The organism is Pseudomonas sp. GM102 (assembly GCF_000282555.1).
Lineage (GTDB): Bacteria > Pseudomonadota > Gammaproteobacteria > Pseudomonadales > Pseudomonadaceae > Aquipseudomonas.
Genome location: NZ_AKJB01000045.1, coordinates 122,622 through 148,874 on the forward strand (window position 1 = coordinate 122,622; position 26,253 = coordinate 148,874).

The following is a 26,253-nucleotide window of genomic DNA, read 5'->3' on the forward strand; positions in this document are numbered from 1 at the left end:
CGAGCGCTGCGCACTCGAACGGGAGCAAGCTCCCTCGCCACAAATGCCCACCTTCGAAAGGTGGGGGGATTTCAAATCAACGCTGAACAACCCGCAACGCGTTCTGTTCTTTCGGCAGAACCCGCTTGGCAACCACGTAGTGGCTTTCCCAGTACGGTTTCTTCAGGGTGTCGATGGTCACCGACTTGCCACGCCGTGGTGCGTGGATGAAGCGGTCGTTGCCCAGGTAGATGGCAACATGATTGACCCGACGGCTCTTGATGTTGAAGAAAATCAGGTCGCCTGGCTTCAGATCGTTGCGATCGACCTTCTCGCCATGACCGCTGGCCATGGCGTTGGAGGTGCGTGGCAGGTCAAACGTGGCGTCGTTGAACGCGTATTTCACCAGACCGCTGCAATCGAACCCTTTACTTGGGCTGCTGCCACCCCAACGATAAGGTGTACCGAGCACGTTTACCGCGCGGCTCAGTACGTTGCTGCTTTCCTTGGTCGCCATCGGCGGGACCAGCTTGCTGTTTACGCTGCTCAGTTGGCTGGAGCGTTTTACGGTCTGTTTGTTTTTGCTCGAAGGAGCAGAAGCATGGGATTTGGGGGTGTAACCATTAACGTTGGGAAGACGTTGCTCACGATTGGTGGCGTGGGCGGCCAGGGGCAATAATAGGCAAATGGTTAGCCATGTCTTGAAAAATGGACGCATTAGGCAAGGCTCATATGGGTGAACGCGCAACTTTATAACAGCTTTTTTGGCCCTTCCGAGGCCGTTGGTCGATTCAAACGGCGGGCCACGGAACTAAATAAGCGGAAAAATTGACGCGGTTGTCGGACAAAAGTCAGGTATTACAAGGCTTTGGCAGGAATGAAGTTAGCATTTGCCGTATGTCGGCCGCCTGTAAAAAAGTCACAAAGAATTCAAGAATATTTCTCTATCGTGTGAGTCGAGGTCATCCATGAACACCTATCAACACCCCGTTTCAGAGCAAGACACACACAGCAAAGTGATTGGTTACCTGTTGTGGATTTTCGGTTTTACCGGGGCTCACCGCTTCTATTACGGCAAGCCGGTGACCGGGACAATCTGGTTTTTTACCTTCGGTTTGCTGGGTATCGGCTGGTTGATCGATCTGTTTCTGATCCCCTCCATGGACCGTGAAGCGGACCTGCGCTTTACCGCTGGCCCCATCGAATACAACGTTGCGTGGATTCTGCTGACGTTTCTGGGGGTATTCGGTGTGCACCGGATGTATCAGGGGAAATGGATCAGCGGTTTGCTGTATCTGGTGACAGGCGGGGTGTTTTTTCTGGGGGTGTTGTATGACTTCTGGACGTTGAATGACCAAGTGTCGATTCGCAATGCCCAGAATAGAGGCGCCTTCCAGTAAGTTGTGGCGAGGGAGCTTGCTCCCGCTGGGTCGCGAAGCGACCCCAAAACAGGTCTGCTGCGCAGCCCAGCGGGAGCAAGCTCCCTCGCCACAGGTCTCACGCCTGGTGACTGATCCGCCCATCCACCAGGGTGTAATGCACCACACCCGGCAGGCTGTGGCCAATGAATGGGCAGTTTTCGCCCTTGGACAACCAGGTTTCACCGGCCACGGTTGAGGCGGCAGGGTCGAACAGCACGATATCTGCCGGCCCACCTACCGCCAATTTGCCCGCTGGCAGACGCAATGCTTCGGCAGGGCCTGCGCCCAAGCGTGCGAGTAGCGTTGGCAGATCCAGCAAACCGTCTTCCACCAAGGTCATTGCCAGCGGCAGCAGCAGTTCAACACTGCTGATGCCCGGCTCGGTGGCACCGAACGGTGCCAGTTTGGCATCGCGTTCATGGGGCTGGTGATGGCTGGAGATGGCTGACACCACCCCCGACTTCACCGCTGCCCGCAGGCCGTCGCGGTCGGCGCGGGTGCGCAGCGGCGGCTGGACGTGATAGAGGCTGCTGAAGTCGATCAGCGCTTCGTCGGTGAGGATCAGCTGATACAACGCCACGTCCGCCGTGACCTTCAGGCCACGGGCCTGGGCTTGGGCGATCAGCGCCACACCGCGGGCGCTGGTGAGCTGGCTGAAGTGTGCGCGTACGCCGCTTTGCTCGACCAGCAGCAGGTCCCGGGCCAGGGCTACGGTTTCAGCGGTTTCCGGAATGCCCGGCAAACCGAGGAAACTCGCAGTCGGGCCTTCGTGAGCCAGGCCACCTTCGGCCAGATCATGGTCCTGCGAATTGAAAATCACCGTCAGGTCGAACGTCGCCGCGTATTCCAGCGCCCGGCACAGGGTGCGGGTGTTGCGAAAGCTCTCCAGACCGTTGCCGAAGGCCACGCAACCGGCATCGCGCAGCGCAACGAGTTCGGCCAGCTGTTCGCCATCCAGGCCTTTGCTCAGAGCGCCGATCGGGAAGACTTTGGTGTTGCCGGCTTCGCGGGCGCGGTCGAGGATCAGTTCGGCCACGGCGGAGGTGTCCAGCACCGGTTTGGTTTTTGGCGGGCAGCACAGGCTGGTCACGCCACCGGCAGCGGCGGCACGGGTTTCGCTGGCGATCGAGCCTTTGCGGCTGTAGCCCGGCTCGCGCAGGGCGACGTTCAGGTCAACCAGGCCGGGGGCGGCAATCAGACCTTTGGCGTCGATGGTGTCTACTGCAACGAAACCCGCTGGAGCGGCGCCAAGGGCGACGATCTTGCAGGCTTCAACGTGGATATCAGTCACTTGATCCAGGCCGCTGGCCGGATCGATAACGCGTGCGCCGAGAATGCTGAGCTTCACTGGGCGTTCTCCTGCTCGAATTGGCGCTGGGCTGTTTGCCCGCTCATGGCCATGGACAGCACAGCCATACGAATCGCGATGCCGTAGGTCACCTGGTTGAGGATCACCGAGTGCGGGCCGTCGGCCACCGCCGACTCAATTTCCACCCCGCGGTTGATCGGCCCCGGGTGCATGACGATGCAATCCGGTTTGGCCCCGGCCAGGCGCGCGGTGGTCAGGCCGAACAGGCGGTAGAACTCGCCTTCGCTCGGCAGCAGGCCGCCGGTCATGCGTTCACGCTGCAGGCGCAGCATGATCACCACGTCGACGTCTTTCAGGCCTTCGGTCATGTCGGTGTAGACCTTCACGCCGTACTGCTCGATGCCGATCGGCAGCAGGGTTTTCGGCGCAATCACGCGGATGTCCGGGCAGCCGAGGGTTTTCAGGGCCAGCATGTTCGAGCGCGCTACCCGCGAGTGCAGGATGTCGCCGACGATGGCCACCGAAAGGTTTTCGAAGCCGCCCTTGTGCCGACGGATGGTGAGCATGTCGAGCATGCCCTGGGTCGGGTGGGCGTGACGGCCGTCGCCGCCGTTGATGATCGCCACTTGCGGGCAAACATGCTCGGCGATGAAGTGCGCCGCACCGGAATCACCGTGGCGCACGACGAACATGTCGGCGGCCATGGCTTCCAGGTTGCGCAGGGTGTCGAGCAGGGTTTCGCCCTTGCTCGCTGACGACGTCGACACGTTCAGGGTGATCACGTCGGCCGACAGCCGCTGGGCCGCCAGTTCGAAGGTGGTGCGGGTGCGGGTGGAGTTCTCGAAGAACACGTTGCACACGGTCTTGCCGCGCAGCAACGGGACTTTCTTCACCGCCCGGGCGCCAACCTCGAGGAACGAGTCGGCGGTGTCGAGGATTTCCGTCAGTAGCTCGCGGCGCAAACCGTCGAGCGAGAGGAAGTGGCGCAGCTGGCCCTGATCATTGAGCTGCAGCGGGCGCTTGGTTTCTAGAGGCGTCATCGCGAGGGGGACTCTCAATAGGGCAAATTAAAGGGCGAGGTCTTGAAGTTCGAGCTTGAGTTCCGGGCCGGACAGTTTCACTCGTTCGTGGGCCGCCAGCGACAGCGTCGCGCCAACCACGTTCGGGCGGATCGGCAGCTCACCGGCGTCCAGGTCCAGCAGGCATACCAGCGTCACGCTGGCCGGGCGGCCGTAGTCGAAGAGCTCGTTCATCGCAGCGCGGATGGTCCGACCGCTCATCAGCACGTCATCAATCAGCACCAGATGCTGGCCTTCGATCTCGAATGGCAGCGCCGATGGGCGTACTTGTGGATGCAGGCCGTTCTGACTGAAGTCGTCGCGGTAGAACGAAACGTCCAAAGTGCCCAGTGGCGAATCGCTGCCCAGTTCATCGAGCAACGCCTGCGCGACCCAGACGCCACCGGTCCGAATGCCGATATAGCGCGGTTCACTGATGCCACGGTTTTCCAGATAAGCCTTGAGACGGATCGCCATCTGGCTGATCAGTTCGGCGGGATTGGGCAGGCTCATGGTTTGCTCCTTCTTTGTCCCGAGCCGGATGCCGCTTGAGTGGTGGCTCGGGTTGTAGCTAAGGGAGACGCCGCAGCGGCTCTTCAGAATTAGGTGCGGTCAGGATTCGAACAGCGCGGTGTTTTCGTCGAGCCAGCCTTGCAGCAGCAGGGCGGCGGCGATGGCATCGACCGGGTTGTCGCGGTAACTGCCTTTCTGGCCGCCACGGACCAGGCGTTCGCCCTTGGCCTCGAAGGTGGTCAGGCGCTCGTCGTGAGTATAAAAGGGCAGGTTGTAGCGGCCGTTCAAGCGCCGGGCGAACTTCTCGGCCCGCAGGCACATGTCGCTCGGCGTGCCATCCATGTTCAGCGGCAGGCCGACCACCACAGCGTCGGGTTTCCACTCTTTAATCAGCGCTTCGACCTGATTCCAGTCAGGGATGCCGTTTTGCGCCTTCAAGGTGCACAGCTCGCGGGCCTGACCGGTAATCACCTGACCGACCGCAACGCCGATCTGTTTGGTGCCGTAGTCGAAACCCAAAATCAACCGCAGGGCCATCAGGCGTGCCCCGCCTGGCTGGTGAGCAGGCTGAGATTGACGCCCAGGTGCTTGGCTGCTGCTTCAAGACGTAATTCGCTGCTGGTGTTGAACAGGATGTCGGCATCGAACGGGCAGGTCAGCCAGGCGTTGTCGGCCAGTTCGGCTTCTAATTGCCCGGCTTCCCAACCGGCGTAGCCGAGGGTGATCAGGCTTTTCGCGGGGCCGACGCCGTCGGCGATGGCGAACAGCACGTCCTGGGAGGTCGACAGGGACAGCTCGCCTTCCAGATCAACGGTCGCCTGAAAAGATTTGCCCGATGGGTGCAGGACAAAACCGCGATCGGTTTGCACCGGGCCACCCATAAAGATCGGCACATGCTGGCAGAGCACGGGCGGTTCGATATCGGGGCGCAATTGCTCGAGGATATCGGCCAGGTTCAGGTCCTGCGGGCGGTTGACCACCAGCCCCATGGCACCATTGGCCGTGTGCTCGACGATGTAGGTCAAGGTGTGCGCAAAGTTCGGGTCGGCCATGTGAGGCATGGCGATCAGGAAGTGATGCTTGAGGTAGCTGGGGCTGACGTTCTTCATGAGCGCTAGTGTGGCGTTGGAGGGGCGAACTGACAAGCCGAGGATGCACAGGAAATGCCTGCGCGGATGTCTTTTTGATGTGGTTTTGCTTGAGGGCGCCTTCGCGGGCAAGCCTCGCTCCTACGGGCCATTCGCCATTTTCGTGGTGCACACCAAACCTGTAGGAGCGAGGCTTGCCCGCGAAGGCGTCGGCTCAATCGCCGCAAATCAATCGGTCAATTACTGGACAACCGGTCCCCACGCGCAAACTTCCACGTCCGAATAATTTCCAGGCGGTCGATGTCTGACAGATCCCCGGTAAACGGTGCAAACGGTGCCGCGAGGCGCACGATGCGCTGCGCCGCCTGGTCCAGCAGCGGCTGGCCGGAAGACTCCAGCACCAGCACTTCATACAGCGAGCCGTCGCGGTTGATCGAGACCATCAGTCGCAAATTGCCGTAAATCTGTTTGCGCCGTGCCTCGTCGGGGTAGTTGAGGTTGCCGATGCGCTCGACCTTCTTGCGCCATTCATCCTTGTACCAGGCACCCTTGTCGCGCATGGTCGATGCGGCGCTCAAACGGTGGATGCGCGGGCGCTTGGCGTACAGCTGTTGTTCGTTGGCCAGTTCGGCTTCCAGGCTGGCGATGTCGCTGGACAACTGCGAGCTGTCGAACGTCGGTGCCGCCACTTGGGGTTTGGCTTGGGGCTTGGGTTCTTCAGTCTTGGTTGCGGCTTTTTTCGGCTTCGGCGCGACGGTGGTCACAGACGCCTTGGGCGCGGCTTCCTGCACTTGAGGCTTGGCCGCCGGCGGTGGGGTGACTTGCTGCACCTTGTTGTCCTGGAATGGCGCGACCTCGGTGGTCTTGGGAATTGCCTTTTTATCCAGGGTGCCGCTGCCTTCCTGGTTTTCCTGGGCGAGAAAGTCAGCCTTCTCAGGCTTTTTCTCGCTTTTGAAGGTGGCGAGGGTGATTTCCAGGGTTTTGCTGATTTGCTGGGGTTCGACCATGGAGAACCCGACGCCCAACAACAAGGCCAGATGGATCAGCGCCGCCAGAAACAGGGTAAAACCGAGGCGATCAGCCGGACGCACGCCACGGTGGGCGAGTTCAGGGGGCAGATCGGACGGGAGTGTCATAACCAAAAACCAACATAGAGTTTTTCACGAGCCCGGCATGATAACGCAATGTTGGTTTTTAGCTTCAAGCTACAAGTTTCAAGCGACAAGCTGTATGCCGCGAGCTTCAAGCTTGCGGCTTGAGGCTTGCAACTTGCAGCTTTTTCTCTATGGCATCCATCAGAAGGCCACCAATGTCGGTGCCGAACGCGTTATCGATCTCGCGAATGCAGGTCGGGCTGGTGACGTTGATTTCGGTCAGATGCTCACCGATCACGTCGAGACCGACGAACAGCAAGCCCTTCTCACGCAGGGTCGGGCCGACTTGCGCGGCGATCCAGCGATCTTTCTCGGTCAGCGGTCGGGCTTCGCCACGGCCACCGGCGGCGAGGTTGCCACGGGTTTCGCCCGCGGCCGGAATCCGGGCCAGGCAGTAATCCACCGGCTCGCCGTCGATCATCAGGATGCGTTTGTCGCCATCAACGATCGCCGGCAGGTAACCCTGGATCATGATCTGCTGCCGGCCATGCAAGGTCAGGGTTTCGAGGATCACCGACAGGTTCGGGTGGCCAGCGGTGTGACGGAAGATCGACGAACCGCCCATGCCGTCCAGCGGCTTGAGGATCACGTCACCGTGATGGTCGGCGAATTCACGCAACACGTCCGGGCGACGGCTGACGATGGTCGGTGGCGTGCACTGCGGGAACAGCGTGGCGAACAGTTTTTCGTTGCAGTCACGCAGGCTTTGCGGCTTGTTGACCACCAGCACGCCGGCATTTTCCGCTTGTTCCAGCAAATACGTGGAATAGACGAATTCCATGTCGAACGGCGGATCCTTGCGCATCAGGATCACGTCCAGATCACTCAGCAGTGCATCGCTTTCGGCACCCAGCTCAAACCATTTTTCCGGGTTGGCGAACACCTTCAGCGGACGCATCCGCGCGCGCGCTTCGCCTTCAGCCTGATACAAGTCGCGCTGTTCCATATAGAACAGTTCCCAGCCACGCTTTTGCGCGGCCAGCAGCATGGCCAGCGAGCTATCCTTTTTATAGGAGATGCTGGCGATAGGATCCATGACAATCCCGACGCGAACGCTCATGGGGTTTTCCTCGAAATTGGGGGTGGAAAGTGTTGTGAAAAAGTGGCGTCAGAGTGGCGCTGAGTGGGTTCCCGGTCAAGGGAAAACCACCGCCAGGGTCGCCCGATAGATTGGATGGGGAGACTGTGCTAAAAAGGCTGCCATGCCCTGTTGGCCCTTAAGTATCAAGGGTTTCGAGCCAGCGATGAGCGGCAAACGGACAAATTGATTCACAAAGGCGACGGTAGAGCCACTATGGAACAGCATTCCAGCGCCTTGAAGGTCATGGTGATCGATGATTCGAAAACGATTCGTCGTACCGCCGAAACGCTGTTGAAAAACGTGGGCTGTGAAGTCATTACCGCAATCGATGGTTTCGATGCCCTGGCCAAGATTGCCGACAATCACCCCGGCATCATCTTTGTCGACATCATGATGCCGCGTCTGGATGGTTATCAGACCTGCGCTTTAATCAAGAACAACAGTGCGTTCAAGTCCACGCCAGTGATTATGCTGTCGTCCAGGGACGGGTTGTTCGACAAGGCCAAAGGCCGGATCGTCGGTTCCGACCAGTTTTTGACCAAGCCTTTCAGCAAGGAAGAACTGCTGAACGCGATCCAGGCCCATGTACCGGGCTTCGCAGTCGTTTCGCCGCAGTAGGACACGCACAGTGACGCTCGGCCATGGGGCCCGGTGTCGACAAGAATGGGGAAGACCATGGCACGTATTCTGATCGTCGATGATTCGCCGACTGAAATGTACAAACTGACCGGCATGCTCGAAAAGCACGGTCATGAAGTGTTGAAAGCCGAAAACGGCGCCGACGGCGTGGCCCTGGCCCGTCAGGAAAAACCCGACGCGGTGCTGATGGACATCGTCATGCCCGGCCTCAACGGTTTCCAGGCGACCCGTCAGCTGACCAAAGACCCGGAAACCGGGCACATCCCGGTGATCATCATCACCACCAAGGATCAGGAAACCGACAAAGTCTGGGGCACGCGCCAAGGCGCCAAGGACTACCTGACCAAACCGGTCGACGAAGACACCCTGATCAAGACCCTGAACAACGTGCTGGCCGGTTGATCGTCCGGCCATGACCGAGTCGCTGACGGCTTTCGAACTGCTGCTGCAGATTGACCAGCGCTGTCGTCTGCTGGCGGCGGACCTGCCGTCCCAGCCGACCCGACAGGACAGCTGGAGCGGCATCGGTTTTCGCTTGGGTGAGCATTGGTACGTCGCGCCCATGGGTGAAGTCAGCGAAGTCCTGCACGAACCGCGTGTTACCCAATTGCCGGGGGTCAAGCCCTGGGTCAAGGGCGTGGCCAACCTGCGCGGGCGATTGCTGCCGATCATGGATTTGAGTGGCTTCATCGGTCATGAACTGTCGAATCTGCGCAAGCAGCGGCGGGTTTTGGTGGTGGAGCACAACGAGGTGTTTGCCGGGTTACTGGTCGATGAAGTGTTTGGCTTGCAGCACTTTGCCCAGGACAGCCTGGAACCGGTCGATACCTTGAGCGGCCCGATTGCACCGTTCATCAAAGGCCGGTTTCAGCGTGAACAGAATTGGCAGGTGTTCAGCCCGTTTGCGTTGGCGCAGTCACAGAGCTTCATGAGCGTAGCGCGGGGCGACGCCGCAATCCTGTAGGAGCGAGGCTTGCCCGCGAAGAACGATAACGCGGTAATCCTGCGGGACCGCAGCGCCTGCTTCGCGGGCAAGCCTCGCTCCTACAAGGGCATTGGGTGAATTAAGCAGTACAGGCGAGGACCGATGATAAAAGCTAAAACAGACAAGCCAGAAGGGTCGCGCAGCCGGTCGCAGATCATTGCGCTGTTCATCGCGTTGATCGTCTTCATCATGCTGCTGTTCGCCAACTTCGCGTACCTCAACACCCAGGCGAATTACGACAAACAGTACATCGGCCACGCCGGCGAGCTGCGCGTGCTGTCCCAACGTATCGCCAAAAATGCCACCGAAGCCGCCGCCGGCAAGGCTGCCGCGTTCAAGTTGCTCGGTGATGCGCGCAACGATTTCGCCCTGCGTTGGAGCTATCTGAAGAAAGGCGATCCTTCCACTGGCCTGCCGCCGGCACCGTCCGCCGTGCGCCCGGAAATGCGCGCCGTGCAGCTGGATTGGGAGCGTCTGCTGAAAAACACCGACGCCATCCTCTCCAGCGAGCAGACTGTGTTGTCTTTGCATCAAGTCGCCGCAACGCTGGCCGAAACCGTGCCGCAGTTGCAGGTCGAGTATGAGAAGGTCGTCGAAACCCTCCTGCAGCGTGGCGCCCCGGCCACTCAAGTGGCGATGGCCCAGCGTCAGTCGCTGCTGGCCGAGCGGATTCTTGGTGCGGTGAATACCGTGTTGTCCGGCGATGAAAATTCGCAGCAGGCGGCCGACGCTTTCGGTCGCGATGCGGCGCGTTTCGGCCTGGTGCTCAACGGCATGCTTCAGGGCAATGCGGCACTGAAAATCAGCCAGGTCGAAGACCGTGATGCACGCGCCCGGTTGACCGAGATTTCCGAACTGTTCGAATTCGTATCGGGTTCGGTGGACGAAATCCTCGAAACCTCGCCGGAGCTGTTCAAGGTCCGCGAATCGGCCACCAACATCTTTACCCTGTCGCAAACCCTGCTCGATGAAGCCTCGCACCTGGCCAGCCGTTTCGAAAACCTCGCCGGCGGGCGCAACACCGATACCATCGGCGGCTATGTGCTGGGCTTGCTGGCGCTGATGTCGATCATCCTCATCGGCCTGGTGATGGTGCGTGAAACCAACCGTCAGCTGCGTGAAACCGCCGAGAAGAACGAGCGTAACCAGAACGCGATCATGCGTTTGCTGGACGAAATCGAAGACCTCGCCGATGGCGACCTGACCGTGACCGCCTCGGTGACCGAAGACTTCACCGGCACCATCGCCGACTCGATCAACTATTCCGTCGACCAACTGCGCGATCTGGTGGCGACCATCAACCTCACTGCCGGCCAGGTCGCCGCCGCCGTGCAGGAAACCCAGGCCACCGCCATGCACCTGGCCCAGGCCTCGGAGCATCAGGCGCAGCAGATTTCCGAAGCCTCCACGGCCATAAACGACATGGCCCAGTCCATCGATCAGGTCTCGGCCAACGCCGCCGAATCCTCTGCGGTGGCCGAACGCTCGGTGGAGATCGCCAACAAGGGCAATGAGGTAGTGCACAACACCATTCATGGCATGGACAATATTCGCGAGCAGATTCAGGACACCGCCAAGCGCATCAAGCGGCTGGGTGAGTCTTCTCAGGAAATCGGCGACATTGTCAGCCTGATCGATGACATCGCCGATCAGACCAACATCCTCGCTCTTAACGCGGCGATTCAGGCGTCCATGGCCGGTGACGCCGGGCGCGGTTTTGCGGTGGTGGCCGACGAAGTACAGCGTCTGGCCGAGCGTTCATCCGCGGCGACCCGGCAGATCGAAACGCTGGTGCGGGCGATTCAGGCCGACACCAACGAAGCGGTGATTTCCATGGAACAGACCACCACCGAAGTGGTGCGCGGCGCGCGTCTGGCGCAGGATGCCGGGGTGGCCCTGGAAGAAATCGAAGGCGTATCGAAGACCCTCGCGGCATTGATCCAGAGTATTTCCAACGCCGCGCAGCAACAGACTTCGTCGGCCGGCCAGATTTCCCTGACGATGAATGTGATCCAGCAGATCACCACGCAGACCTCGTCCGGCTCCACCGCCACCGCCGAGAGCATCGGCAACCTGGCGAAAATGGCCAGCCAGCTGCGGCGTTCGGTGTCCGGTTTCACCTTGCCGGCCGCTAAAGCGCAGGCTGCGGACAAAGCTTGAACCGCCTCAGGGCGTATGCATTTGATTGGAGTAGTTATGGGTGATCGGCACGACTATGTGGCCCTCGAGTGGGTCAAAGGCGAGATTGCCGAAACGCTGAAACAGGCTCATCAGGCGATCGAAACCCTGATCGACGATCCACAGGCGACGCACACGCTGAGTGAGTGTCTGGCCTGTGTCCATCAGGTTCACGGTAGCTTGCAGATGGTCGAGTTCTACGGCGCGGCCTTGCTCGCCGAAGAGATCGAGCAGTTGACCAGCGCCTTGCAGCAAAACCGCGTCAGCCATCGTGACGAGGCGATCCATCTGTTACTGCAAGCCCTGGGGCAATTGCCGACTTACCTCGACCGGGTGCAAGGCGCCCGTCGTGACTTACCGCTGGTGGTGTTGCCGCTGCTCAACGACCTGCGCAGCGCCCGCGGCGAAAGCCTGTTGTCGGAAACCAGCCTGTTCAGCCCGCAACTGCCGGAGCTGCTACCTCTGGGCCCAGAGGCCTTGGCGCTGCTGGAGCCGTCCGACTTGCCGAATGTGCTGCGCAAATTGCGGCAGATGTTGCAGATGGCCCTGGTCGGTTTGTTGCGCGAACAGGATGACGAAACCCACTTCGGTTATCTGGCCAAGGTGTTTGCGCGCCTCGAAGTGCTGTGCGACAACGCGCCCTTGAGCCCGTTATGGCAAGTCGCTTCAGCACTGGTCGAAGGCATGCGTAATGGCTCGATCGCCAACAGCCCGGCGTTGCGCAGCCTGTTCAAGGATGCCGACAAAGAGCTCAAGCGTTTGCTCGAACAGGGCATGCCCGCAATCAATCAACCGGCACCGCCGGAGCTGCTCAAGAGTTTGTTGTTCTATATTGCCAAGGCCGAACACCCCACCGGGCAGATGCTGACCATGAAAGATCGCTACTCACTTGACGATGCGCTACCCGACGGCGCGATGGTCGATGAAGAACGGGCAAGGCTGGCCGGCCCTGACCGCGACGCCATGCGTTCGGTATTGGCGGCACTGTGCGAAGAGCTGGTGCGGGTCAAGGAGCGCTTGGACTTGTTCGTGCGCAGCGACCGTCAGCACACCTCGGACCTCGAAAGCCTGCTGGCGCCCCTGCGGCAAATCGCCGACACCTTGGCGGTGCTCGGTTTCGGCCAGCCGCGCAAGGTCATCATCGATCAACTGGCAGTGGTGCTGAGCCTCGCTCAGGGCCAGCGTGAACCTAACGACGCGACCCTCATGGATGTCGCCGGGGCCTTGCTTTACGTCGAAGCGACCCTGGCCGGCATGGTCGGTACCGTGGAGCCGGAAAGCCAGGAAGACAGCCGTCTGCCGACCACCGACCTGACGCAGATCCATCAGATCGTGATCAAGGAAGCGCGCATTTGCCTGCAACAGGCCAAGGACATGATCGTCGACTACATCGACGCCGACTGGGACCGCCAGCATTTGCAACCCTTGCCGGCGTTGCTGACCCAGGTGCGCGGCGCGTTGGCGATGATTCCGCTGGCCCGCGCGGCGAGCCTGGTCGAGACCTGCAACGGCTTCATCCGCGAACATCTGCTGGTGGACCCGGGCCAGCCCGGCTGGCAGCAACTGGACAGCCTGGCCGACGTCATCACCAGCATCGAATATTACCTGGAGCGCCTCAGCGACGACCCCGAAGCGCCGGGGGAACACCTGCTCGACGTCGCGGAAAAAGGCCTGGCCTCGCTCGGCTTCTTTCCCATCGAACAGCAGGTGCCGATGCTCAAGGATGTGCTCAGCCCCAGTGAAGCCCTGGTCATGCAGGACATGCAGGAGCTGGACGACCCCGAAACCGTTCAGTCTCTGGCCGATGTGCTGGCCAGCCCGGTGTCGTCCGTCAACCCGCCAGCCCTGACCACGCCGGGTAGCCTGTTGCCGCCGCCCACCGGTGAAGAACCGGTGGACGATGAGCTGCGGGACGTCTTCCTCGAAGAGACTGACGAGGTGCTGGAAATCCTCGAGGAGTATCTGCCGCGCTGGTCGGCCAGCCCCGACAGCACATCGGTCTTGAGTGAATTGCGTCGCGCCTTCCACACCCTCAAAGGCAGTGGCCGGATGGTCCGTGCGCTGGTGCTGGGTGAGTTGGCCTGGGCGGTGGAAAACCTGCTCAATCGCGTGCTGGAACACAGCGTTGCACCTTCGCTTGCGGTGCAACAACTGGTGGGTGATGCGCTGAAGCTGCTGCCGGAACTGGTGGCCGAGTTCGCCGCTAATACCCAGCGCCAGCGCAACGATGTCGATCAATTGGCCGCCCGCGCCCATGCCCTCGCCAAGGGTGATAAGCCGGTATCCGATGAAGACGTGCAGGATGTCGCGGCGCTCGATCCACTGTTGCTGGAGATCTTCCGCAACGAAGCCGAAACCCATTTGAGCAGCCTCAATCGCTTCCTCGACCAAGCTTCCGAACACGTACCGCTTCAGGCCAGCGACGAGTTGCAGCGGGCGTTGCACACGCTCAAGGGCAGCGCCTCGATGGCCGGCGTGCTGCCGATTGCCGAGCTGGCGGCGTCGCTGGATGAACTGGCCCGGGAGTACAAGGCGCACCGGATTGCCCTCGACCTGGACGAAGTTGAATTGCTGCTGGAAGCCGAAGGGCTGTTCCGCCTTGGGCTGCGACAACTCAAGAGCGACCCGCTGGCTGAAATCCCCGATGCCCGCTCGCTGATCGAGCGAACCCACGCAGTGCTGGTCGAGCGTCTGCAAAGCCTGTTGAGCACGCCCAATACGAAGCAGCGCATCAAGCGCGATCCACAACTGATCAACAATTTTCTTGCCCAGGGCATGGACATCCTGCTGGACGCTGAAAGCCTGTTGCAGCGCTGGCAGCAGCATCCCGGCGAGCGGCAGGAACTCAGCGCGCTGCTCGACGAACTGACCACCCTCGGCGAAGGCGCGCACTTGGCCGATCTGCATCCGGTGGATGAACTTTGCGAAGCATTGCTCGACCTGTATGGCGCAGTGGAAGAAAGCAGCCTGGCGGTCAGCGACCGATTTTTTCATGAGGCGCAAAGTGCCCATGAAGCGCTGATCAACATGCTCGACGAACTGGCCGCCGGCCAGGAAGTCACTGCCCAACCGCAGCGGGTGCGGGCCTTGCGCGGCTTGCTCGATGAGAGTCTCGATCCATCCGCCATGGGCCTGATCCGCAGTGACGGCAGCCGCACCCTGAGCATCCGGGAGCTGGGCAGCGCCACCGCCGAGCTGGAGCAGAGCGCGACGCAGGTGGAGCTGGACGACGAAATCGTTTCGATCTTCCTTGAAGAAGCGGTGGATATCCTCGAGAGCGCTGGTCAGGCTTTGCAGCGCTGGCTGAGTGACCCGGACAACGCCGCGCCGTTGTTGTCCTTGCAGCGCGATTTGCACACCCTCAAGGGCGGTGCGCGGATGGCCGAGGTCGAACCGGTCGGCGATCTGGCCCATGAACTTGAAAGCCTTTACGAAGGCCTGGTGGACCGCCGTTACAGTCACAGCGAAACGCTCGCGCAATTGCTGCAACAGAGCCATGACCGACTGGCCGCGTTCCTTGATCAATTGCAGCACAACCGTCCATTGGGTGATCCGGGCGAGTTGATCGCGGCCATTCGTGAGTTTCGCCAGGGCAATGCTGGCAGCGCCGAGGTGATCGAACCAGCGGTCAGCCATGACTCGGCGGGCCATGATCCCGAGCTTCTGGAGATCTTCCTCGAGGAAGGTTTCGACATCATTGAAAACTCCGGCGCGGCACTGTTGCGCTGGCAGGCCGAGCCGTCGAATCGCCAGGAAATGGAAACCCTGCTGCGCGACTTGCACACCCTCAAGGGCGGCGCGCGAATGGTGGAAATTGCGCCGATTGGCGACCTGGCCCACGAACTGGAATTCCTCTACGAAGGCTTGTCGGCTGGCGTGCTGCAACCCACCGCCGAGTTATTCTCGTTGTTGCAACGCAGCCATGACCGACTGGCGCAGATGCTCGACGCCACCCGCGCCGGTCAGCCATTGCCGCCGGCCGATCGGCTGATCGATGCGATCAAGAATTTCAGCCATCCGGCGGTGCCCGAAACATCGGCACCCGTGACGCTGCCGGTAGCGCCTAAAGCTGAGCCAACCGCGCTGCAACCGGAAGGCACCGATACGGTCAAGGTCTCGGCGGAATTGCTCGACGACCTGGTCAATCTGGCCGGGGAAACTTCAATCTTCCGTGGCCGCATCGAACAACAGGTCAACGACGCGAGGGTGGCCCTGAGCGAGATGGAAACCACCATCGAGCGCATGCGCGACCAATTGCGCCGCCTCGATACCGAAACCCAGGGGCGGATTCTCAGCCGTCAGCAAGTCGAAGCCGAACGCCTGGGCTACGAAGAGTTCGACCCGCTGGAGATGGACCGTCACTCGCAGCTGCAACAGTTGTCACGAGCGCTGTTCGAGTCTGCCTCCGACCTGCTCGACCTCAAGGAAACCCTCGAGCGGCGCAATCACGACGCGGAAAACCTGCTGCAACAACAAGGCCGCATCAACACCGAATTGCAGGAAGGTCTGATGCGTACGCGCATGGTGCCGTTCGAGCGAATGCTGCCGCGTTTGAAACGCATCGTTCGGCAGGTCGCCAGCGAGCTGGGCAAGGACGTGGACTTCGTCGTCGGCAACGCCGAAGGCGAGATGGACCGCAACGTCCTCGAACGCATGGCTGCGCCACTGGAACACATGCTGCGCAATGCCGTCGACCATGGGCTGGAGTCGGCCGAGGTGCGTATTGCGGCGGGTAAACCGGCCCAAGGCAAGATCACCCTGGACTTGTCCCGAGAGGGTGGCGACATCATTTTCGACATCCGCGACGACGGCGCCGGCGTGCCTTTGGACGCCGTGCGGCGCAAGGCGATCAAGCGCGGGTTGCTCGACCCGGACAGCGACATCAGCGATCGCGACGTGCTGCAATTCATCCTGCAACCGGGGTTCTCCACTGCCGAGAAAATCACTCAGATCTCCGGGCGTGGCGTCGGCATGGATGTGGTTCACGAAGAAGTCCGGCAGCTCGGCGGCAGTATGACCATCGACTCGGTGCCAGGACAGGGCGTGCATTTCCGGATTCGCTTGCCGTTCACCGTGTCGGTCAACCGCGCGTTGATGGTGCAATGCGGGGAGGATCAATACGCGATCCCGCTGAACACCATCGACGGCATTGTTCGTGTGTTGCCCAACGAACTCGAAGGGCATTACCGGCTCGATCCGCCGACCTACGAATACGCCGGGCAACGTTACGAGTTGTGCTATCTCGGTGAACTGCTGAAAACCAGCACCCGCCCAAAACTGCTGGGCCAGAGCCTGCCGTTGCCGGTATTGCTGGTGCAATGCAACGAGCGGCATGTCGCAGTGCAGGTCGATGCCATGGCCGGCACCCGGGAAATCGTGGTCAAAAGCCTTGGCCCGCAGTTCGCCGCGGTGCAGGGGTTGTCCGGCGCGACGATTCTCGGTGATGGCCGTGTGGTACTGATTCTCGACTTGCTGGCGCCGATCCGCGCGATGCAAGCACAGGTGCCGAAGCGGCCTGTGACTCAAGACGTAGAGCCTGAGCCGCAACGGCCGTTGCTGGTGCTGGTGGTCGACGATTCGGTCACCGTGCGCAAGGTCACCAGCCGTTTGCTGGAACGCCACGGCATGAACGTGCTGATCGCCAAGGACGGTGTCGACGCCATGTTGCTGCTCGAAGAACACATGCCCGACCTGATGCTGCTGGACATCGAAATGCCGCGCATGGACGGCTTCGAAGTAGCAACCCAGGTACGCGCCGACGAACGCTTGCGGCATCTGCCGATCATCATGATCACCTCCCGTACCGGCCAGAAACACCGCGACCGCGCCATGGCCATCGGCGTCAACGACTACCTCGGCAAGCCATACCAGGAATCGGTGCTGCTCGACAGCATCGCCCGGTGGAGCAAAACCCATGCATGAACACCGCTCCAGCAACCTCACAGGGCTTTTATTGCCCTTGGCTGATCGCAACCTGATCCTGCCCAACGTCGCTGTCGCCGAACTCATCGACTATCAGCCGGGGGCTTTCGATCTCGATACACCGCCGTGGTATTTGGGGCGGGTGACGTGGCGGGAGAGGCAAATTCCGTTGCTCAGTTTCGAATCGGCATGCGGCAACAAAGTGGTGATCGGTGAGCGAGCACGGATCGTTATCCTCAACGCCCTCGGCGGGCGGCCTGAGCTGAAGTTCATTGCGCTGCTGGTGCAGGGGATTCCGCGGTCTTACAAACTCGACAGCCAGTTGAGCTATGTGGATGTGCCGTTGTGTGCGCTGGAGCAGGCGGCGGTGCAGGTGGGGGAGCAAGTGGCCAAGGTGCCTGACTTGCTCGCGCTGGAGGAACTGCTTGTAAACGCGGGTCTGGTCTGACCGGATCGCCCGTGGCGAGGGGGCTTGCCCCCGTTGGGTTGCGAAGCAGCCCCAAAACCTGCAACCGACGTGTATCAGGTACACCGCATGCATTTTTCTGTGGCGAGGGAGCTTGCTCCCGCTGGGGCGCGAAGCGGCCCCAAAACCTGCAATCGAGGTGTATCAGGTACACCGAGAATAATGGTTTTACGACTGCTGCGCAGCCGAACGGGAGCAAGCTCCCTCGCCACGGGGGTTTCTGCGTTAAACCCCGGCCCGAGCCTTCATCTGCAACGACTCATGATGATCCAGCACCCGCTCCACCAACAACTGCACGCCATCGGCCAAACGGCTGAGCGCCAAGGCTACAGAGCGGCGTGAGCCTTCCACATCGTCTGCCAGATCGGCAGCAATGGCGCTGATGGACAGCAGGTCTTCGGAGGCATTGGCCAGAAGGGCTTCGGTGTCGATATCGGGGGAGACGGTGAAGAGCTGGGATTTACGGCGTTTGGCCGGTTTTTCGTGGGATGGCGGGAAGTAATGGGAGAAGGCGCGGTCAGCGGCTTCCTTCATTTTTTCTGCATCGAGGGATGCTTGGGAATCGGTCCCGGATTCTGGCGGGTTGGGAGTAGCTTTGAACATTGTGCATCTCCAGTAATGAGTTTCAGCTGCTCCATCGGTTCCACGCGAAGGGGTGGCAGCTGTACGCAGGTTGGAACCCGAGGTGGAGAAAACCCGGCAGACCCGAAGGTCTCCCGCGTACAGCCGCCATAACGGAATACACACATTAAAGGTGCGCAAGCATACGTCATGAGGGGCGCTTTTGCGCCTTCTACACCTCGGGGTTCCAATCCCGGTCGCTGGATTGGCAGCGACACACAAACGATAAAGATCAACGCAAAACCGCACCAGTCAGCGGGTTCCGGCATTGCTGTAGGCAGCGACGCCAGACTGCGTAGCCTCTCACCGTTCCTGCGGACAAACTTTTAAACACAAAACCTCAAGCTGTCGGACTTCCCTGTGGCGAGGGAGCTTGCTCCCGCTGGGTTGCGAAGCAGCCCCAAAACCTGCAACCGGGGTGTATCAAGTACACCGAGAACAATGGTTTACGCTGCGCAAGGTTGAAGATTCCCAAAAAGGGACCTATCGTTCCTTTTTTGGGACTTATCGGTCGTTGCCGTGAAAAACCTGTCATTGAGCGAAGCCTTGTTCACCACCACCCAGCAAAAAGTGCTTGGCCTGCTGTTTGGTAAACCCGACCAAAGCTTTTACGCCAACGAGATCGCCCGCTGGGCTCAAGTGGGTAAAGGCAGCCTCATGCGCGAGCTGGATCGGTTGCAGCGGGCAGGCGTGCTGACCATGACCCGTCAGGGCAACCAGACCCACTATCAAGCCAATCCCGTCTGCCCGATCTATACCGAATTACTGGGCATCGCCCGCAAAACCTTTGGCATTGCCGAGCCTCTGCGTCAGGCGCTCCAACCCTTTGCCGAACAGATCACCTGGGCATTTGTATACGGCTCTATCGCCAAGGATCAGGCAAACGCATCCAGTGACATTGATCTCATGCTGATCGGCGAGGGCCTGCACTACAGTGAAGTGATGGAGCGGCTCATGCCGATGGAGGAGCAGTTGGGCCGCGTCCTCAACCCGACGTTCTACACCCCCGACGACTGGGCCGCCAAACTGCTGGCTGAAAATAGTTTTGTCGTGCGGGTAGCGCAGCAGGACAAGATCAATCTGATTGGGGGAAACCCTTTGTAGTCCAAGGATGGGCAGCAACGAGAACCTGGAAAACCTGTTACGTAGCGGTGGACTGAAAGCTGAGCCTCCGGATCGCAAGGAATGCGAAGGGCTGATGCGTTCGGCTGTGGACCGATTGAAAGACGCGCAAACGTCTTCGCTTTCCTTCGCGAGTCGTTTCGACCTGGCTTACAACGCTGCCCATGCCCATGCCCATGCCCATGCCCATGCCCTTGCACTGACGGCTCTACGCTTGTGCGGCTACCGTTCAGACAAGCGATATCTGGTGTTTCAGTGCCTGGTTCATACCGCTGATGTTGGCAAAGTACAGGTTCGGCTATTCGCCCTGTGCCATGAGCGACGAAACCTGGCGGAGTACGAAGGCTATATGGATGAAGATCCGGCGTTGTTGGCGCAGCTATTGGAAAGTGCTGAACAGCTCCTGATTCGAGTGCAGGAACAGATGGCGTCCTTCAGTTCATCGCGGACCTGATCGTTCCCACGCTCTGCGTGGGAATGCAGCCCGGGACGCTCCGCGTCCCATTCGAGAGCTGGAACGCGGAGCGTCCCTTGAGGCATTCCCACGCAGAGCGTGGGAACGATCGGGACGGTGTTCGATCATTACGGTCAGCGTAACGATCCGTCCCTCTGCTTGATTGATGCCCCCACCCAACGCTTCTAAGGTGACCCCCACGACAGCGAACCCGTGGAGTGGTCATGACAACAACAATATCCCCCGACTCGCGATGGACGCGGCGGCGCAGCGAAAAGCAGCGGCGCCTCGAATGGGTGAAGGGGCTTGCCGACGGTGTGGTGTTGCCCACCGACAAGATCGTTGCGGCGCTGGAGGCATTGATCCTGCCCGGCGACCGTGTGGTGCTGGAGGGCAATAACCAGAAGCAGGCGGATTTCCTCTCCCGTTCCCTGGCCAAGGCCGATCCGGGCAAGCTGCATGACCTGCACATGATCATGCCCAGCGTCGGGCGTTCCGAGCACCTGGACCTGTTCGAGCGCGGCATTGCGCGCAAGCTCGACTTCTCTTTTGCCGGCACCCAAAGCCTGCGCATCAGTCAGTTGCTCGAAGACGGCCTGCTGGAAATCGGCGCGATCCACACCTACATCGAGCTCTATGCGCGGCTGGTGGTCGACCTGATTCCCAACGTCGTGCTCTCGGCCGGTTTCATGGCCGACCGCGCCGGCAACATCTACACCGGCCCGAGCACCGAAGACACCCCCGCATTGATTGAGCCGGCCGCGTTCAGCGATGGCATCGTCATCGTCCAGGTCAACCAATTGGTGGACGACGTCAGCGAACTGCCCCGTGTCGACATCCCCGCGTCCTGGGTCGACTTCGTGGTGGTGGCCGACAAACCGTTCTACATCGAACCGCTGTTCACCCGCGACCCACGCCACATCAAGCCTGTGCACGTGTTGATGGCGATGATGGCGATCCGCGGGATCTATGAAAAACACAACGTCCAGTCCCTGAACCACGGCATCGGTTTCAACACCGCCGCCATTGAACTGATCCTGCCGACCTACGGCGAATCCCTCGGTTTGAAGGGCAAGATCTGCCGCAACTGGACCCTCAATCCTCACCCAACCCTGATCCCGGCCATCGAAAGCGGCTGGGTCGAAAGCGTGCATTGCTTTGGCACCGAACTGGGCATGGAAAACTACATCGCTGCCCGGCCCGATGTGTTCTTCACCGGCCGCGACGGTTCACTGCGTTCCAACCGGATGTTCTGCCAATTGGCCGGGCAGTACGCGGTGGACCTGTTCATCGGTGCAACCCTGCAGGTCGATGGCGACGGTCACTCCTCCACCGTGACTCGTGGACGGCTGGCCGGTTTCGGGGGGGCGCCGAACATGGGCCACGACCCGCGCGGTCGCCGTCACGGCACGCCGGCCTGGCTCGACATGCGTCACGACGACGCGCCCGAAGCGCTGCTGGAGCGCGGTAAAAAACTTGTGGTGCAAATGGTCGAGACCTTCCAGGAGGGCGGCAAACCGACCTTCGTCGAAACCCTCGACGCGGTGGAAGTGGCGAAGAAAAGCGGCATGCCGCTGGCGCCGATCATGATCTACGGCGACGACGTCACCCATCTGTTGACCGAGGAAGGCATCGCCTATTTGTACAAGGCCCGTTCCCTCGAAGAACGTCAGGCGATGATCGCCGCCGTCGCCGGGGTGACCGCCATCGGCCTGCGCCACAACCCGAAAGACACCGCCCGCATGCGCCGCGAAGGCCTGATCGCTTTGCCCGAAGACCTCGGCATCCGCCGCACCGACGCCACCCGCGAGTTGCTCGCAGCGAAAAGCGTGGCCGATCTGGTGGAGTGGTCCGGTGGTCTCTACAACCCGCCCGCCAAGTTCAGGAGCTGGTAATGCACGCATTCAACCTGCAACCGAAACCTTTAACCCTGACTGAGCGGCTGGCGGATCTCGCGGTGGACGCGCTGATCGACGAAGCGGACTTGTCGCCGAAACCGGCGCTGGTCGACCGTCGCGGCAATGGCGCGCACACCGATTTACACCTGAGCCTGATGCACGCCTCGGCGCTGTCGTTGTGGCCGGCGTTCAAGGCAATGGCGGACGCGGCCAGCGAATGTGGCGAAGTCGGTTTACCCCTGCGCGAAGCCCTTGGGCGGATTGGCCGCGACGGTGAACAAACGATGCTCGCCACCACCAACGGTGTGAATACTCATCGTGGGGCGATCTGGGCGTTGGGGCTGTTGGTTGCCGCCGCTGCGCTCGAACCTGAATCCCGCACCGCCAGCGGCATCACGTTGCGCGCCGCACGCCTGGCCTTGCTCGATGACCGCTACGCCCCGCGTCCCCTAAGCCATGGCGCTCAAGTGGCCCAACGTTATGGCGCTCGCGGTGCCCGTGAAGAGGCGCAGCTTGGTTTTCCGGCGGTGATTCAACGCGCTCTGCCGCAACTCAAGCGCAGCCGCGCCGCAGGTCATGGCGAACAGAACGCCCGGCTCGATGCCTTGCTGGCGATCATGACGACGCTGGCCGACACCTGCGTGCTCTACCGCGCAGGTGAAACCGGCCTGCACACCATGCAACTCGGCGCGCAAGCGGTGCTCGATGCCGGCGGCAGCGCCAGCCTGGCCGGTCGCCGCCGTTTGCATGAGCTGGACCAACAATTAATCGCATTGAATGCCTCGCCCGGCGGCGCTGCGGACTTGCTCGCAGCCTGCCTGTTTATCGACCGCATCGAGTCGGGCGCCGGCGTCCTCCAGGGAGCGTTTTGATGGAAACCTTATCCTTTGAATTCCCCGCCGGGCAGCCGCCACGGGGCAGGGCGCTGGTGGGCTGCGTGGGCTCGGGCGATCTGGAAGTGCTGATCGAACCGGGGCTGGCCGGCAAGCTGACGATCCAGGTGCAGACCTCGGTCAACGGCAGCGAACAACGCTGGCAGCATCTGTTTGCGCGGATGTTCGACGGCCAGACACCGCCCGCGATGGCGATCGATATCCACGATTTCGGCGCCACTCCCGGCGTGGTGCGCTTGCGCCTGGAACAAGGCTTCGAGGAGATCAGCCATGACTGACAGCGCAGCGCTTCTCAGCAAACATAGCTTCGTCGAACTCGGCGCCCGGCAACGAGCGAAAGCCCTGCTCGACGCAGGTACTTTCCGTGAACTGCTCGACCCGTTTCAGCGCGTCATGTCGCCGTGGCTGTTGCGCCAGGGCGTGGTGCCGCAAGCCGATGACGGCGTGGTGATCGCCAAGGGCAGCCTCGGCGGTTTGCCGGTGGTGATCGCAGCCATCGAAGGCGCGTTTCAGGGCGGCAGCCTCGGTGAAGTCGGCGGGGCGAAGATTGCCGGCGCGCTGGAACTGGCCGCCGAGGACAACCGCAAAGGCATTCCCACTCGCGCCGTGTTGCTGCTGGAAACCGGTGGCGTGCGTTTGCAGGAGGCCAATCTGGGGCTGGCGGCGATTGCCGATATTCATGCGGCGATTGTCGATTTGCGCCAGTACCAACCGGTAGTCGGCGTGGTCGCCGGCAGCGTCGGCTGTTTTGGCGGCATGTCGATTGCCGCCGGGTTGTGCAGCTATTTGCTGGTGACTCAGGAAGCGCGCCTTGGCCTCAACGGCCCTCAGGTGATCGAACAGGAAGCCGGTCTTGAGGAATACGACTCCCGCGATCGCCCGTTTATCTGGAGCCTGACCGGCGGTGAGCAACGTTTCGCCAGCGGTCTGGTGGACCGCTATGTCGCCGACGACGTGGCGCAGATTCAGCAGCAGGTCAGCGAATTGCTCAAGCAGGGTTTGCCGGCGCAGCAACGCAGCCGCCAGGCCGAATGGTTTCTGCAACGGCTGGCGCGTCTGGACGCTGAACCACAAATCGAGCCGGCAACGGTTCGCAATCTGTATCTAGGAGAGCGCTCATGAGTTCGTATTCCCTGAGAGGCTTGAACTGGTTCAACGCCTTGAGTGCCGGCGCAAAACCGGTCTCGGGTTTGCCGGCGTCGTTGAAAGTCGCCGATGGTTTATTGGGCGATCTACCCGTGCGGTTTATCGCAGTGGTGGCCGATCCCGACAACCGTTTCGTCCGCGCCCGCAATGGCGAGGTCGGTTTGCTGGAAGGCTGGGGCCTGGCCAAAGCGGTGGATGACGTCATTGCCGCGGATAACGACAAACCTCAAAAACGCGCACTGATCGCCATCGTCGATGTGCCGAGCCAGGCTTACGGCCGACGCGAAGAAGCCCTCGGCATTCATCAGGCCCTGGCCGGTGCGGCAGACAGTTATGCCCGCGCCCGACTGGCTGGGCATGCAGTGATCGGTTTGCTGGTGGGCAAGGCGATGTCCGGGGCGTTTCTCGCTCATGGCTATCAGGCCAACCGGCTGATCGCGCTACGCGATCCGGGCGTGATGGTGCATGCGATGGGCAAGGCGTCGGCGGCGCGGGTTACCTTGCGCAGTGTCGAAGAGCTTGAAGCCTTGGCCGCCAGCGTGCCGCCGATGGCCTATGACATCGATAGCTTTGCCAGCCTGGGCCTGCTCTGGGAAACCTTGTCGGTGGATCAGATCGAGCAGCCGACGACGGCGGATCTGGCGCGAGTGAACGAGTGTCTGGTTCAGGCGATTGAAGATGTCGGGGCAACTCGTCGCGATTTGAGCGGCCGCTTGGGTGCGAACAATCGCGCCGCGTCGAGCAAGGTTCGCCAACTGCTGAGAGAGCAGTGGTGAGCACGCTTCTGGCCCACGACCTGCTTTGGGGGATGGCCCCGGAGCAGCTGCCTGCGGATGCGCCTGCGTGGGCGATCGAGTCGGTCAGCACAGGTCAGCCGGTGGTGGTTCGGCGTGCGATGACTGCGCCGGATCAGATCGCGGTCGGGGTACGAGGACGCTTGCGTGAGCAGCGTTATGCAACGTCGATGGCGATCACGGCGATTTCACGTCGGGTAAGTCCGGAAGAGCTTTGTCATGTCGAGACGGCTCGGGATCTGCCGGCGTTGCGAGCACTGGTGCAGCTGCGGCCAATGCTCGATGCCTGCGGTTGGGTGTGGGGTGTCAGCGGCAGCGCCGGGTTTGAATTGGCCAGCGGTTTTGTGGCGTTGCATGAGCGCAGCGATCTGGACTTGATTCTGCGTACACCGCAACCGTTGAGCCGACTTCAAGCGCAAGAGTTGGTGACGCTTCTCGGCGCCGCTGAGTGTCTGGTCGACATGCAATTGCAGACACCTTATGGCGCTGTGGCCTTGCGTGAATGGGCCGGCCCGTCGCACCGGGTGCTGCTCAAAAACGCTCAGGTCGCCTGCCTGGTCACCGATCCGTGGAACCCGCAGGAGCAAGCAGCGTGAGCAGCTTGCTGGTGTTCCCCGGCCAGGGCGCGCAGCAACCGGGCATGCTCCATCGCTTGCCTCGGCAAGCGCTGATCGAGGCGAGCGAGGTGCTGGGTGAAGATGTTTTGTTGCTGGATTCTGCCGAGGCGTTGCAGTCGACGAGGGCGGTTCAGTTATGCCTGCTGATCGCTGGAGTCGCCGCTACACGCCAGTTGTCATTGAGCGCGGATTACGTGGCCGGATTGTCCATCGGCGCCTATCCAGCGGCGGTGGTCGCCGGCGCTTTGAGCTTCAGCGATGCGCTGCATCTGGTCAGCCTGCGCGGTGAGCTGATGCAGCAGGCTTATCCTCAGGGCTATGGCATGACCGCGATCATCGGTCTGGATCTGGCGACGGTGGAAGGCTTGCTGGCGCAGGTTCACAGCGTCGACACACCGGTTTACCTGGCCAATATCAACGCCGATAACCAGGTCGTCATTGCTGGCAGCGACGAGGCGATGAAAGCAGTTGCCGAGTTGGCGAATGGGCGTGGCGCCGGTCTGGCCAAGCGTCTGGCGGTCAGCGTGCCGTCCCATTGCCCGTTGCTGGATACACCGGCAAAAGCCTTGGCCGAAGCCTTCGCCAAGGTGCAGTTGAAGGCGCCGACCCTGGGTTATCTCAGCGGCAGCCGCGCCCGGCCTGTTATCAATCCGGAGGCGTTACGCGACGACCTGGCCTTCAACATGTGCCGCGTGGTTGATTGGCGCGGCACGGTACAAAGCGCCTACGAGCGCGGCGTACGTCTACAGATCGAACTGCCGCCCGGTGCGGTGTTGACCGGGCTGGCGCGCCGGGTGTTCGAGCAGGGCACCGTGATTGCCTTCGACGGTGCGCGGCTCGACACCTTGCAGGCGCTGTTGCGTGAGGAGGGAAGCCGCCAACCCTAGATCACCGACTCAGGCTGCGAACTACAAA

The 26,253-nt window shown here is 61.2% G+C and carries 25 protein-coding genes; 16 read left to right on the forward strand and 9 right to left on the reverse strand.

Features of this window, described 5'->3' with window-relative positions:
- Positions 1-76 precede the first annotated feature (76 nt).
- Positions 77-697 carry a C40 family peptidase gene (locus PMI18_RS21075; protein WP_007897939.1) on the reverse strand — a complete coding sequence of 207 codons (621 nt, stop codon included), beginning with the start codon at positions 695-697 and terminating at the stop codon, positions 77-79.
- 250 nt (positions 698-947) lie between these two features.
- Here PMI18_RS21075 and PMI18_RS21070 point away from each other — a divergent pair, with 250 nt between their 5' ends.
- Entirely contained in the window at positions 948-1,379 is a 432-nt protein-coding gene (locus tag PMI18_RS21070; RefSeq protein WP_007897940.1) for an NINE protein, read from the forward strand.
- 97 nt (positions 1,380-1,476) lie between these two features.
- Here the strand turns inward: PMI18_RS21070 and PMI18_RS21065 are convergent, their stop codons facing one another.
- From PMI18_RS21065 to gshB, 7 genes are all read right to left on the reverse strand, one after another.
- Positions 1,477-2,748, reverse strand: coding sequence for a dihydroorotase (locus PMI18_RS21065; protein WP_007897941.1), 1,272 nt, complete (start codon positions 2,746-2,748; stop codon positions 1,477-1,479).
- On the reverse strand, positions 2,745-3,749 hold the full coding sequence (locus PMI18_RS21060) for an aspartate carbamoyltransferase catalytic subunit (RefSeq protein WP_007897943.1): 1,005 nt from the start codon (positions 3,747-3,749) through the stop codon (positions 2,745-2,747). The genes PMI18_RS21065 and PMI18_RS21060 overlap by 4 nt, the downstream gene beginning before the upstream one ends.
- 27 nt (positions 3,750-3,776) lie before the next feature.
- Positions 3,777-4,280: a bifunctional pyr operon transcriptional regulator/uracil phosphoribosyltransferase PyrR gene (pyrR, locus tag PMI18_RS21055; protein ID WP_007897945.1), complete on the reverse strand. Its 504-nt coding sequence runs from the start codon at positions 4,278-4,280 to the stop codon at positions 3,777-3,779.
- Positions 4,281-4,379: 99 nt separating this feature from the next.
- The gene (ruvX, locus tag PMI18_RS21050) at positions 4,380-4,817 is read right to left on the reverse strand and encodes a Holliday junction resolvase RuvX (protein WP_007897947.1); all 438 of its coding nucleotides are present in this window, start codon (positions 4,815-4,817) and stop codon (positions 4,380-4,382) included.
- Positions 4,817-5,389 (reverse strand): YqgE/AlgH family protein, encoded by a 573-nt coding sequence (locus PMI18_RS21045; RefSeq protein ID WP_007897948.1) that lies wholly within the window; start codon positions 5,387-5,389, stop codon positions 4,817-4,819. The genes ruvX and PMI18_RS21045 overlap by 1 nt, the downstream gene beginning before the upstream one ends.
- 215 nt (positions 5,390-5,604) lie before the next feature.
- Positions 5,605-6,504 (reverse strand): energy transducer TonB, encoded by a 900-nt coding sequence (locus PMI18_RS21040; RefSeq protein WP_007897949.1) that lies wholly within the window; start codon positions 6,502-6,504, stop codon positions 5,605-5,607.
- A 106-nt stretch (positions 6,505-6,610) separates the two neighbouring features.
- The gene (gene gshB, locus PMI18_RS21035; protein ID WP_007897951.1) at positions 6,611-7,582 is read right to left on the reverse strand and encodes a glutathione synthase; all 972 of its coding nucleotides are present in this window, start codon (positions 7,580-7,582) and stop codon (positions 6,611-6,613) included.
- A gap of 234 nt (positions 7,583-7,816) precedes the next feature.
- Here gshB and pilG point away from each other — a divergent pair, with 234 nt between their 5' ends.
- The 6 genes from pilG (at position 7,817) to PMI18_RS21005 (ending at position 17,775) form a co-directional block, all read left to right on the forward strand.
- Positions 7,817-8,221, forward strand: a complete 405-nt coding sequence (pilG, locus tag PMI18_RS21030; RefSeq protein WP_007897954.1) for a twitching motility response regulator PilG — start codon at positions 7,817-7,819, stop codon at positions 8,219-8,221.
- A gap of 57 nt (positions 8,222-8,278) precedes the next feature.
- The gene (gene pilH, locus PMI18_RS21025; RefSeq protein WP_007897961.1) at positions 8,279-8,644 is read left to right on the forward strand and encodes a twitching motility response regulator PilH; all 366 of its coding nucleotides are present in this window, start codon (positions 8,279-8,281) and stop codon (positions 8,642-8,644) included.
- A gap of 10 nt (positions 8,645-8,654) precedes the next feature.
- Positions 8,655-9,206, forward strand: a complete 552-nt coding sequence (locus PMI18_RS21020) for a chemotaxis protein CheW (protein WP_007897964.1) — start codon at positions 8,655-8,657, stop codon at positions 9,204-9,206.
- A 123-nt stretch (positions 9,207-9,329) separates the two neighbouring features.
- Complete coding sequence (locus PMI18_RS21015) at positions 9,330-11,387, forward strand: methyl-accepting chemotaxis protein (RefSeq protein WP_007897965.1); 2,058 nt, start codon at positions 9,330-9,332, stop codon at positions 11,385-11,387.
- A 36-nt stretch (positions 11,388-11,423) separates the two neighbouring features.
- Positions 11,424-17,327 carry an Hpt domain-containing protein gene (locus tag PMI18_RS21010; protein ID WP_007897967.1) on the forward strand — a complete coding sequence of 1,968 codons (5,904 nt, stop codon included), beginning with the start codon at positions 11,424-11,426 and terminating at the stop codon, positions 17,325-17,327.
- Positions 17,320-17,775 (forward strand): chemotaxis protein CheW, encoded by a 456-nt coding sequence (locus PMI18_RS21005; protein WP_007897969.1) that lies wholly within the window; start codon positions 17,320-17,322, stop codon positions 17,773-17,775. Before PMI18_RS21010 ends, PMI18_RS21005 begins: the two co-directional genes overlap by 8 nt.
- A 243-nt stretch (positions 17,776-18,018) precedes the next feature.
- Here PMI18_RS21005 and PMI18_RS21000 read toward each other — a convergent pair whose 3' ends face one another.
- Positions 18,019-18,396: a DUF6124 family protein gene (locus tag PMI18_RS21000; RefSeq protein WP_007897971.1), complete on the reverse strand. Its 378-nt coding sequence runs from the start codon at positions 18,394-18,396 to the stop codon at positions 18,019-18,021.
- A gap of 537 nt (positions 18,397-18,933) precedes the next feature.
- On the opposite strand from PMI18_RS21000, the gene PMI18_RS20995 reads away from it, so the two are divergent.
- From PMI18_RS20995 to mdcH, 9 genes are all read left to right on the forward strand, one after another.
- The gene (locus PMI18_RS20995; RefSeq protein WP_007897972.1) at positions 18,934-19,518 is read left to right on the forward strand and encodes a nucleotidyltransferase domain-containing protein; all 585 of its coding nucleotides are present in this window, start codon (positions 18,934-18,936) and stop codon (positions 19,516-19,518) included.
- Positions 19,519-19,525: 7 nt separating this feature from the next.
- Positions 19,526-19,990: a hypothetical protein gene (locus PMI18_RS20990; RefSeq protein WP_007897973.1), complete on the forward strand. Its 465-nt coding sequence runs from the start codon at positions 19,526-19,528 to the stop codon at positions 19,988-19,990.
- 224 nt (positions 19,991-20,214) lie between these two features.
- On the forward strand, positions 20,215-21,885 hold the full coding sequence (mdcA, locus tag PMI18_RS20985; protein ID WP_007897974.1) for a malonate decarboxylase subunit alpha: 1,671 nt from the start codon (positions 20,215-20,217) through the stop codon (positions 21,883-21,885).
- Positions 21,885-22,760, forward strand: coding sequence for a triphosphoribosyl-dephospho-CoA synthase (locus PMI18_RS20980; RefSeq protein WP_007897980.1), 876 nt, complete (start codon positions 21,885-21,887; stop codon positions 22,758-22,760). Before mdcA ends, PMI18_RS20980 begins: the two co-directional genes overlap by 1 nt.
- Positions 22,760-23,059 (forward strand): malonate decarboxylase subunit delta, encoded by a 300-nt coding sequence (locus PMI18_RS20975; protein WP_007897982.1) that lies wholly within the window; start codon positions 22,760-22,762, stop codon positions 23,057-23,059. Before PMI18_RS20980 ends, PMI18_RS20975 begins: the two co-directional genes overlap by 1 nt.
- A complete protein-coding gene (locus PMI18_RS20970) occupies positions 23,052-23,903 on the forward strand; it encodes a biotin-independent malonate decarboxylase subunit beta (protein WP_007897984.1) in 852 nt (283 codons plus the stop codon). The genes PMI18_RS20975 and PMI18_RS20970 overlap by 8 nt, the downstream gene beginning before the upstream one ends.
- Complete coding sequence (gene mdcE / locus PMI18_RS20965; protein WP_007897986.1) at positions 23,900-24,703, forward strand: biotin-independent malonate decarboxylase subunit gamma; 804 nt, start codon at positions 23,900-23,902, stop codon at positions 24,701-24,703. Before PMI18_RS20970 ends, mdcE begins: the two co-directional genes overlap by 4 nt.
- Positions 24,697-25,317, forward strand: a complete 621-nt coding sequence (locus PMI18_RS20960) for a malonate decarboxylase holo-ACP synthase (RefSeq protein ID WP_007897988.1) — start codon at positions 24,697-24,699, stop codon at positions 25,315-25,317. Before mdcE ends, PMI18_RS20960 begins: the two co-directional genes overlap by 7 nt.
- Complete coding sequence (gene mdcH, locus PMI18_RS20955) at positions 25,314-26,225, forward strand: malonate decarboxylase subunit epsilon (RefSeq protein ID WP_007897995.1); 912 nt, start codon at positions 25,314-25,316, stop codon at positions 26,223-26,225. The genes PMI18_RS20960 and mdcH overlap by 4 nt, the downstream gene beginning before the upstream one ends.
- The last annotated feature ends 28 nt before the right edge of the window (positions 26,226-26,253 follow it).